Consider the following 8,061-nt stretch of genomic DNA (forward strand, 5'->3'; position numbering starts at 1 on the left):
GTCCACCCGTCGCGGGATTTCCCGTCCCGCACGGGCTCCGGTCGGTGATGCTGGCAGGAGGCGGAGAGGTCGCGAGGAGGCAGCCATGGCGGGTCGGCGGGCGGTGCTCGTCCCGGGCGTGGGCTACGACACCCGAGGCCCACTCTTCGCGTACGCCGGGGAGGCGCTGCGCCGCCTCGGCTTCGACGTCCACGGGGTGACCTGGCAGGTGCCCCGCGACCTGCCCGCCGACCGGACCACCGAGTGGGTGGCCGAGCAGGTGACGCCGACCCTCGACGGCGGCGTCGACCTGCTGGTCGGCAAGTCGCTGGGCACTCTCGCCAGCCCGCTCGCCGCCGACCGGGGGCTGCCGGCGGTGTGGCTGACCCCGGTGCTCAACCATCCGGAGATGGTCGACGCGCTCAACCGGACCGCCGCGCCGTGCCTGCTGGTCGGCGGCACCGCCGACTCGCTGTGGAACAGCGAGGTGGCCCGCCGGCTCAGCCCGCACGTGCTGGAGGTGCCGGACGCCGACCACTCGATGCTGGTGCCCGGCCCGCTGGCGCGCTCCGCCGAGGTGCTGGGCCAGGTCTGCACGGCAGTGGAGGAGTTCGTCAGATGAGCTGGCCGGCGTAGCCGGCGGCGGCCAACACCCGCGCGTCGCCGGTCGCCGCGTGGGTCTCCAGCACCGCGTCGGCCAGCTTCACCACGTGCGCGTCGCCGTGCCGGGCCGCCCGCGCGAACACCTCGTCCGGTTCTCCCGGCGTCACCGCCGGTGGGGCGGCCGGCGTGGGTGGGGCGTACACCGAGGTCACGGCGGCCGTGGCCGACCAGGCCGCGGCGACGCTCGGCGCCCACAGCGCCGGGTCCAGGGCCGGCAGGGTACGCAGCACCGCGGTCGGCGCGGTCACCGCGTGCACCAGCATCACCGGGTTGCCGTGCCCGAACCGCAGGTAGTCCAGGCCGGCGCGGTGCACCAGTTCGGTGAGGGTCCGCTCGGCCTGCGTCGGGCCGACCGGCGGGCGCAGGGCCACCACCGCGGCGGCCCAGTCCGGTACGTCGGGCAGTCGGCCGAGCCGGTCCCGGATCCCGCCGGTCTGCTCGGGGAGCCGAGGCACCCCGGCCAGCGCGGTCGCCACGTCGGACCGCCCGGTGAGCGGACCGGCCCCGGGCACCGGCTGCCAGCGGGCGGCCCAGTAGCCGAGCGCCTGCCCCAGCTCGGCGAGCCGCGCCCGGTTCACCCCGTCGGTACGTAGCACCCGCACGGCGTGGCCGACCCGGATGACCCCGTGGGTGGCCCCGGCCGCGATCCCTGGCAGCAGCCGGGGCCACCAGGTGCCGAGCACCTCCTGCCAGGGATGTTCGCGCAGCTCGTGATCGAAGTGGGCGAGCCAGTCCCCGGCCCGCTTCGGGTCGCCGAGGGCGGCCCGCCAGTCGTCGACCGGCCGGAGACCGCGTGGCAGGTCGTCCAGCCGGCTCAGGTAGTCGTCGAGCCAGCGGTGCACCCGGGTGCCGTGGCCGTGCCGGACCAGCGCCTCGACCGCCATCGGTCCGTGGTTGGAGAGCCAGCCCTCGAACTCGGGGCCGGTCCGGTGCAGCCGTTCGTACGCCTCGTCCAGAATGCCGTCGTTCATGCCGCGATCGTCGATGCTCAACCGCGCTTGAGGTCAAGCGCTCACAGGCAATCGCCGGTGAGCAGGGCGCGCAGCCGGAGCCGCTCGGCGACCGCCGGCGGGCAGGTGGTGACGACCGCCGCCGCCCCGACGACCTCGGCCCCGGCGGCCGCGACCATCCGGTGCAGCGCGTCGAGCTGGGCCCCGCTGTCCACCCAGTCGTCGACGAGCAGCACCCGGTCGGCGGGGCCGAGCCGGCTGCTGTCCAGGCCGAGGCGCTGCCGGTGGCCCCGGTGGTCCGGGGGCGTCTCGGCCCAGCCCAGCGCCCCGACCCGCCGCCGCTCGCCGCCGTCCTTGTACGCGGGCAGGAAGCCGGCGCCGGTGGCCACCGCGACCAGCGGGCCGAGCAGCAGCCCGGTCACCTCGGGGGCGATCACGACGGTGGGCCGGGCGGCCGGGAAGAGCCCGGCCAGGGCGGGTCCGAGGCCGGCCAGCACCGCCGGATCGCGCCACCAGCCGGCGGTGTCGCTGACCAGATGACTGCTGTCCGGGCCGGGGTCGACCCAGCGGAACAGCTCGACCAGACGTCGGCTCAGCACGCTCTCCATCCTGCGGCATCGCCGCTCGACCAGGTGGCGACGGCTCCTGCCTGCGCTCCTTCCTCCTTTCGGAGGACGTCGGGTGGTTTGATCGGCTACACGTACCTGGGTAAATGCGGGCATAGCACCATGATCACGTTGACTTCGGAAGTACTTCTCTCGTTACGGTCCCAGCCGGTTTGTTCCGCTGACGAAAGGACCGGCTGGTGGCTGGTAGGCACCTTCGTACCCGCAAGTTCTCGCCCGCCGGCATCGCCGCCACCGCCGCCGTCGGCGTGGTGCTCGCGATCGGCGGCACCGTCGGCGCGGTCCAGCTCACCTCGGCCGAGCCCGCCGCCGAGCCGGCCGCCGCCGAGTCGCTGCCGAGCACCCTGGCCCCCAGCTCGGCGTCCCCCTCCGCCTCGCCGAGCGCGTCGCCGAGCCTCAGCCCCTCGCCGAAGGCCACCCCCAGTCCGAAGGTGACCCGTACCCAGGCGGCGTCGCGGAGCAAGACCCGGACCGCCAGCCCGACGCCCACCGCGAAGAGGACCACCACCGCACCGAAGGTCGTGGGCAGCGGTTCCTGCGGCGCGTCCTTCTACGACGAGGGCCAGATGACCGCGAACGGGGAGACCTTCAACCCGGACGCGCTGACCGCCGCGCACAAGACGCTGCCGTTCAACACCCGGGTCCGGGTCACCAACCCGGCCAACGGCAAGTCCGTGATCGTGCGGATCAACGACCGCGGCCCGTACGTCGACGGCCGGTGCCTGGACCTGTCCCGGGCGGCCTTCGCGGCCATCGCCTCGACCGACCTCGGCGAGATCGACGTCAAGTACGAGGTCCTCGGCTGACCGGGTGACCGGCGTCGTCCGGGCCGGGGCGGCCGGGCCGGACGGAAGTTCCACGGACCACCCGCCAGGCTCATTCACCCGGTCACGTCCATCAGGCATGCTGTCCGATGTACGCACGCAACCTCTCCAGTCGGGCCGCGGCCCGCTGAGCCCCGGGTCCCGCGCCGGTATCGGCGCGGCCCTCGCGCTGCTCGCACTCGTCTCCGCCGTGGAGCTGGCGGACGGCCGCCCGGTGCACTACCTCGCGCTGATGGCGGCCGCCCCGCTGCTGGCCGCCGCGCTGGCATCCTGGCGGGTGGTGCTCGGGCTGGGTGTGCTCGCCACCGGCATCGGGGTGGCCTTCGCGCTCGTCGAGGGGGCCACCTCCCTGGTCACCGCGGTGAACGTCGCGTCGATCGCGCTCGCCGCCGCGATCGCCACCGCCGTGGCGGCGGTACGCCAGCGCCAGTCGGAGCGGATCGCCGAGCTGTCCCGGCTCGCCTCGGTCGCCCAGCAGGCCGTGCTCCGGCCGCTCGGTCCCCAGGTGGGCACGCTCGCGGTGGCGGCCCGCTACATCTCCTCCACCGCCACCGCCGAGATCGGCGGCGACCTGTACGAGGTGATGGACACCCCGTACGGCGTCCGCATGATCATCGGCGATGTCCGGGGCAAGGGGCTGGACGCCGTCCGGCTGGCCAGCATCGTGCTCGGCTCCTACCGGCACGTCGCGTACGAGCGGGCCGACCTGCGGGCGGTGGTGACCGACCTGGACCGGGCGGTGGCCCGCAACGTGGGCGACGAGGACTTCGTCACCGCCGCCCTGGTCGAGGAGCGGGGCGGCACCCTCACCATCGTCAACTGTGGACACCCGCCGCCGCTGCTGCTGCGCCGGGGCGCGGTGATCCCGCTGGAACCCCCGGCGCCCGCGCCCCCGCTGGGCTTCATGCCGGTGGTCCGGCCCCGGGTGGAGCGCCTCGAACCGGGCGACCGGCTGCTGCTCTTCACCGACGGGCTCGGCGAGGCCCGACGGGACGGCGAGTTCTTCCCCACCGCCGACCGGGCCTGGCGGCTGCTGGGCCACGGCACGGTGGCCGACGGTCTGGCCTCGTTGGAGACCGCGCTGGTCGAGTGGGTGCACGGCCGGCTCGACGACGACATCGCGCTGGTGCTGATGGAATACAGCGGCCCGCGCAGCGGCGTGACCGCCGCCGTGCCGAGCTGGGAGGTCGGCGCGGCCGAGAGCTGACGCTCTCCGGCCCGGTCAGCCCTCGGCCAGCTCGTCGGTGGCCCGCCGCCCGGCCTTCCCGGCCCGGTGCAGGAAGTCGGCGATCACCTCCAGCTGGGCCTCGTCGTAGCCGGCGCAGACGTCGTCCATCGCGGCGTTCATCCCCGCGTAGAGCTGGAAGATTTCGCCGTTGCGCTCGCGTAGGGCCCGGACCGTCACCGAGCGGCGGTCGGTGGCGTCCGGGTCCCGCTCGCGCACGATCCAGCCGCCCCGCTGAAGCCGGTCCAGGATGCCGGTCACGGTGGCCGGATGCAGGCCGGCCCGGCGGGCCAGCGCGCCAGGGCCGAGAGGCCCGTGCCGGGCGATCAGGTCGAGGCAGTCCAGGTCCACATCGCGCAGCGCCAGGCGTACGCCGACCTGGTGGTTGAGCAGCGCGAGCTGGTTGTTCAGCTCCCGCATCTCGTCCTTGACCCGGGTCACCGTCCGCCTCCGTCGGCGGGCTTCCGCAGAATCTACGGAACTCATATTGTTTGAACCTCGTATCAACTGTTACGGTTTCCATATCTTACGGGACTCCGCCGCCTCGGGCGGCGAACTGGAGGAGTGGCGGATGAAGCTGACGATCTTCGGGGCCACCGGTGGCATCGGTCGCCACCTGGTCGACCAAGCGCTGGCCGCCGGTCACGACGTCACCGCGGTGGTCCGCGATCTCGCCCGGCTGCCCGGCACCGCCGCCCGGGTGGTCGCCGCCGACCTGGCGGATGGGGCGACGCTGCGCACGGCGGTCGACGGCGCCGACGCGGTGCTGTCCGGCCTCGGCCCCCGGTCCCTGGCCGACGCCGGCGTGGCGTCCCGGGGCACCCGGGCGATCACCGAGGCGATGGCGGGAGCGGGCGTACGGCGGATCGTGGTGGTCAGCGCGGCCCCGGTGGGCGTGGTGCCCGCCCCCGGCCGGCCCCGCCCGCTCCGGCGCGACCCGGGCGACGGTCTGCTGATGCGCCTCGTGCTCGGACCGGTGATCCGGCGGGTGCTGCGGCGGCACTACGTCGACCTCGCGCTGACGGAGGAGGAGTTGCGGGAGGGGGCCCTCGACTGGACCGTGGTCCGGCCGCCGCGGCTGACCGACGGCCCGGTGACCGGCCGCTACCGCACCGCGTACGGGCGCAACATCCGGGGCGGTCTCGCGGTGTCCCGGGCCGACGTCGCCCATCTCATGCTCGCCCTGCTCGACCGGCCCGAGTCGGTGCGGCAGACCGTCGGCGTCGCCGACTAGCCCCCGGGGAGTCGCCCATGCACGCCACGTACGTCGTCGTCACCCTGCTCGCGGTCGTCGCCACCGGCTTCTCGGGCATCGCCGCTCTGGCCCGTTTCCGGCCGATCCTGCCCGGGATGGCGGCGGCCGGCGTACCGCAGTCGTGGCTGACCTTCCCGATCGGCACGCTGAAGACCGCGGGCGCGGCGGGCCTGCTCCTCGGGCTGGTGGGCGTGCCGTGGGTCGGTGTCGCCGCCGCTGCCGGGCTCGTGCTCTTCTTCGCCTGCGCGGTGCACACCCACCTGCTCGCCCGCGACCACTCGGCCCAGTTCGCGCTGGCCATCGGCTTCCTCGCGCTCGCCGGAGCCACGCTGGCGCTCGGGGTGGCCGGAACCTGAACCGGAAGTGTGTAATGGCTGTCACTTCCACGATCGGCTTGTCGTTGGCTACCGGTGAGTAATACAGTCGGGGTTACTGATCGGTAACACCTGTCCGGAAGCGGGGCCAGCGAGCATGACCCACTACAAGAGCAACCTTCGGGACCTCGAGTTCAACCTGTTCGAGGTCTTCGGGGCGGACCGGACGTTCGGCCAGGAGCCGTACACGGACCTGGACGTCGACACCGCCCGTAGCTTCCTCTCGGAGGTCGACCGCCTGGCCCGCGAGGACCTGGCCGCCAGCTACTCGGACAGTGACCGCAACCCGCCGGTCTTCGACCCCGCGACGCACACCGCGCCGCTGCCGGAGTCGTTCAAGAAGTCGTACCAGGCGTTCATGGACTCCGAGTTCTGGCGGCTCGACCTCCCCGAGGCCCTGGGCGGCACCAACGCCCCGCGCGCCCTCTGGTGGTCCCTCGCCGAGCTGGTGCTCGGCGCCAACGCCCCGATCTGGATGTACGCCTCCGGCCCGTCCTTCGCGCACGTGCTGCACGTCGAGGGCACCGAGCAGCAGCGGAAGTGGGCCAGGCTCTTCATCGAGAAGCAGTGGGGCTCGACCATGGTGCTGACCGAGCCGGACGCCGGTTCGGACGTCGGCGCCGGCCGTACCCGGGCCGTCCCGCAGCCGGACGGCTCGTGGCACATCGAGGGCGTCAAGCGCTTCATCACCTCGGGTGAGCACGACCTCTCCGACAACATCGTCCACTACGTGCTGGCCCGCCCGGTCGGCATGGAGGGCGTGGGCGGCCCGGGCACCAAGGGCCTCTCCCTCTTCGTGGTGCCGAAGTACCACTTCGACGAGGAGACCGGCGAGCTGGGCGAGCGCAACGGCGTCTTCGCCACCAACGTCGAGCACAAGATGGGCCTGAAGGTCTCCAACACCTGCGAGGTGACCTTCGGCGAGCACGGCGTACCGGCCAAGGGCTGGCTGCTGGGCGAGAAGCACGACGGCATCCGGCAGATGTTCATGATCATCGAGTACGCCCGGATGATGGTCGGCACCAAGGCGATCGCCACCCTCTCCACCGGCTACCTGAACGCGTTGGAATACGCCAAGAACCGGGTGCAGGGCGCCGACCTGGTCCAGCAGGCCGACAAGACCGCGCCCCGGGTCACCATCACCCACCACCCGGACGTGCGCCGCTCGCTGCTCATGCAGAAGTCGTATGCCGAGGGCCTGCGGGCGCTGGTCTGCTACACCGCCAGCTGGCAGGACAAGGTCGCCATCGCCGAGGCGGCCGGCGACGAGAAGGCCACGAAGCTGGCCAAGCGGGTCAACGACCTGCTCCTCCCGCTGGTCAAGGGGGTCGGCTCGGAGCGGGCGTACGAACTGCTGGGCCACGAGGCGCTGCAGACCTTCGGCGGCTCCGGTTTCCTCCAGGACTACCCGCTGGAGCAGTACGTCCGGGACGCCAAGATCGACACCCTCTACGAGGGCACCACGGCGATCCAGAGTCTGGACCTGATCTTCCGGAAGATCGTCCGGGACAACGGCAAGGCCCTGATGGCGGTCGCCGGCGAGATCCAGGAGTTCATCACCTCCGAGGCCGGCAACGGCCAGCTCAAGGAGGAGCGACAGGCGCTCGGCAAGGCGCTCGCCGAGATCCAGAACATCCTCGGCGTGATGACCGGCTGGCTGGGCGAGGCCCAGGGCGGCGACGCCCGCGCCCTCTACAAGGTCGGCCTGAGCAGCCGCCGGTTCCTGCTCGCCGTCGGTGACCTGGTGGTCGGCTGGCTGCTGCAGAAGCAGGCGGACGTGGCGCTGAAGGCCCTCGGTGGCGAGGTCTCCGCCACCGACAAGGCGTTCTACACCGGCAAGGTCGCCGCTGCCCGGTTCTTCGCCCGCGAGGTGCTGCCCCGGATCGGGGCCGACCGGCGGATCATCGAGGGCGCCGACCTGGAGATCATGGACCTCCCGGAGGAGGCGTTCTGATCTCCCGCGGGGTGATCCGACACTGACCGACGGCGGGGGGGGGGGGGGGGGGGGGGGGGGGGGGGGGGGGGGGGGGGGGGGGGGGGGGGGGGGGGGGGGGGGGGGGGGGGGGGGGAGGGGGGGAGGGGGGGGGGGGGGGGGGGGGGGGGGGGGGGGGGGGGGGGGGGGGGGGGGGGGGGGGGGGGGGGGGGGGGGGGGGGGGGGGGGGGGG

Annotated in this window: 9 protein-coding genes; 6 read left to right on the forward strand and 3 right to left on the reverse strand. The window is 73.6% G+C overall.

Annotated features, from left to right (window positions below):
* Positions 1-85 precede the first annotated feature (85 nt).
* Entirely contained in the window at positions 86-601 is a 516-nt protein-coding gene (locus ACZ6S5_RS28535) for an alpha/beta hydrolase (RefSeq protein WP_466005302.1), read from the forward strand.
* Here the strand turns inward: ACZ6S5_RS28535 and ACZ6S5_RS28540 are convergent.
* Together ACZ6S5_RS28540 and ACZ6S5_RS28545 are read right to left on the reverse strand one after the other, a co-directional pair.
* Positions 594-1,613: a questin oxidase family protein gene (locus tag ACZ6S5_RS28540; RefSeq protein ID WP_466005303.1), complete on the reverse strand. Its 1,020-nt coding sequence runs from the start codon at positions 1,611-1,613 to the stop codon at positions 594-596. The genes ACZ6S5_RS28535 and ACZ6S5_RS28540 overlap by 8 nt on opposite strands.
* A 41-nt stretch (positions 1,614-1,654) precedes the next feature.
* Positions 1,655-2,200: a phosphoribosyltransferase gene (locus tag ACZ6S5_RS28545; protein WP_466005304.1), complete on the reverse strand. Its 546-nt coding sequence runs from the start codon at positions 2,198-2,200 to the stop codon at positions 1,655-1,657.
* A 197-nt stretch (positions 2,201-2,397) separates the two neighbouring features.
* Here ACZ6S5_RS28545 and ACZ6S5_RS28550 point away from each other — a divergent pair, with 197 nt between their 5' ends.
* Both ACZ6S5_RS28550 and ACZ6S5_RS28555 read left to right on the forward strand, forming a co-directional pair.
* Entirely contained in the window at positions 2,398-3,024 is a 627-nt protein-coding gene (locus ACZ6S5_RS28550) for a septal ring lytic transglycosylase RlpA family protein (protein ID WP_466005305.1), read from the forward strand.
* Between the two features lie 97 nt (positions 3,025-3,121).
* The gene (locus ACZ6S5_RS28555; RefSeq protein WP_466005306.1) at positions 3,122-4,249 is read left to right on the forward strand and encodes a PP2C family protein-serine/threonine phosphatase; all 1,128 of its coding nucleotides are present in this window, start codon (positions 3,122-3,124) and stop codon (positions 4,247-4,249) included.
* A 15-nt stretch (positions 4,250-4,264) separates the two neighbouring features.
* Here ACZ6S5_RS28555 and ACZ6S5_RS28560 read toward each other — a convergent pair whose 3' ends face one another.
* Positions 4,265-4,708 (reverse strand): MarR family transcriptional regulator, encoded by a 444-nt coding sequence (locus ACZ6S5_RS28560; RefSeq protein WP_466005307.1) that lies wholly within the window; start codon positions 4,706-4,708, stop codon positions 4,265-4,267.
* 130 nt (positions 4,709-4,838) lie between these two features.
* On the opposite strand from ACZ6S5_RS28560, the gene ACZ6S5_RS28565 reads away from it, so the two are divergent.
* The 3 genes from ACZ6S5_RS28565 to ACZ6S5_RS28575 all read left to right on the forward strand — a co-directional run bounded on the left by ACZ6S5_RS28565 (position 4,839) and on the right by ACZ6S5_RS28575 (position 7,850).
* Positions 4,839-5,501, forward strand: coding sequence for an NAD(P)-dependent oxidoreductase (locus ACZ6S5_RS28565; protein WP_466005308.1), 663 nt, complete (start codon positions 4,839-4,841; stop codon positions 5,499-5,501).
* Between the two features lie 17 nt (positions 5,502-5,518).
* Positions 5,519-5,878 (forward strand): DoxX family protein, encoded by a 360-nt coding sequence (locus ACZ6S5_RS28570; RefSeq protein WP_466005309.1) that lies wholly within the window; start codon positions 5,519-5,521, stop codon positions 5,876-5,878.
* A 115-nt stretch (positions 5,879-5,993) separates the two neighbouring features.
* Positions 5,994-7,850 (forward strand): acyl-CoA dehydrogenase, encoded by a 1,857-nt coding sequence (locus ACZ6S5_RS28575; protein ID WP_466005310.1) that lies wholly within the window; start codon positions 5,994-5,996, stop codon positions 7,848-7,850.
* The last annotated feature ends 211 nt before the right edge of the window (positions 7,851-8,061 follow it).

This window comes from Micromonospora sp. NPDC051924, from assembly GCF_055586005.1.